We start from the raw sequence: 1,046 nt of genomic DNA on the forward strand, positions 1-1,046 counted from the left end.
ACGGGCGTGTCACGGTGCATAACGCCGATGGTAGCCAGGAGGTGTATGTCCATGACCAGCGGGCGCGGCTGGTGCAGAGGATTGATCCGGACGGCGCCACGCACTTTAAATCCTACGACGACCAGGGTCGGCTGACCGTCGAGCAAGACCCGATGGGCGCGGTGACGGCCTATCAATATGACGACGCCGGACGCTTGGTGGCGCTGTTTCCGGGGGATGATGAGCCAACGTCCTACGAGCATGACAACGGTTTTGTACGGGTTGTCAGGCGTGGGGAGGCGGTCTGGAAATACGAGCGTAATGAGCAAGGCGATGTTACGCGTAGGACCGATCCCGATGGTGAGGTTACTGACTACAGCTACAACAAGCACGGGCAACTGACTGGAGTTTGGTACCCGGATCACAGTTGCCATCGACTGGTGTGGAACGAACGTGGGCAGTTGCTTGAGGAGCAATTGCCCAATGGCGGGATCAAGCGTTATCGCTATGACGATCTGGGACGGCAAGTTGCCTGTGAGGATGAGCATGGTGCGCTGACGCAATATCACTGGGACTGCGTCGGCAGGTTGATTCGTCTTGTATTGCCAGGCGGTAGTTGTAGGGAATTCAGCTACAACCCCTACGGCAAAATCATCGCCGAACGCGACGAACTCGGCCACGTCACCCGCTACGAATACGCCGATGGCCTGCACCTGATCAGCCGCCGCCTCAACGCCGACGGCACCCAGGTCAAGTACCGCTACGACAACGCTCGGCTATTGCTCACCGAGATCGAAAACGAAGCCGGCGAAACCTACCAACTCGACTACCACCCCAACGGCCTGATCCGCCAGGAAACCGGCTTCGACGGCCAGCGCACCGCCTACGCCTACGACCTCAACGGCAACCTGCTGGAGAAGACCGAATACGGCGACGATAACAGTCAGCTAATCACCCGTTACGAGCGCGACCACGCCGGTCGCCTCGTCCGAAAAACCCTACCCGATGCCAGCGTTGTCGACTATGCCTACGACCGCCAGGGCAACCTCCTCAGCGTCGAGGACGGC

The 1,046-nt window shown here is 59.6% G+C and carries 1 pseudogene; it reads left to right on the forward strand.

The window, feature by feature from the left end:
- A pseudogene (locus tag GIW79_RS29490) lies at positions 1-1,046 on the forward strand (RHS repeat protein); the annotation flags it as partial.

The organism is Pseudomonas sp. PA-7-1E (genome assembly GCF_021605325.1).
In the GTDB taxonomy this organism is placed as follows: Bacteria; Pseudomonadota; Gammaproteobacteria; order Pseudomonadales; family Pseudomonadaceae; genus Aquipseudomonas; species Aquipseudomonas fluorescens_BV.